Origin of the sequence: Anoxybacillus sp. ST4 (assembly GCF_019448545.1) — a bacterium.
Lineage (GTDB): Bacteria > Bacillota > Bacilli > Bacillales > Anoxybacillaceae > Anoxybacillus > Anoxybacillus pushchinoensis.
Genome location: NZ_JAHZOE010000108.1, coordinates 1 through 255 on the forward strand (window position 1 = coordinate 1; position 255 = coordinate 255).

A 255-nucleotide genomic window follows, 5' to 3' on the forward strand; every position below is an offset into this window, starting at 1 on the left:
ACATCAGACTTAAGGAACCGCCTGCGCGCGCTTTACGCCCAATAATTCCGGACAACGCTTGCCACCTACGTATTACCGCGGCTGCTGGCACGTAGTTAGCCGTGGCTTTCTCGTTAGGTACCGTCATCGTAACGCCAGTTACTACGTTACTTGTTCTTCCCTAACAACAGAGCTTTACGACCCGAAGGCCTTCTTCGCTCACGCGGCGTTGCTCCGTCAGACTTTCGTCCATTGCGGAAGATTCCCTACTGCTGC

The 255-nt window shown here is 54.1% G+C and carries 1 rRNA gene; it reads right to left on the reverse strand.

Annotated features, from left to right (window positions below):
* Nucleotides 1-255, reverse strand: a 16S ribosomal RNA gene (locus K1I44_RS15215); the annotation flags it as partial.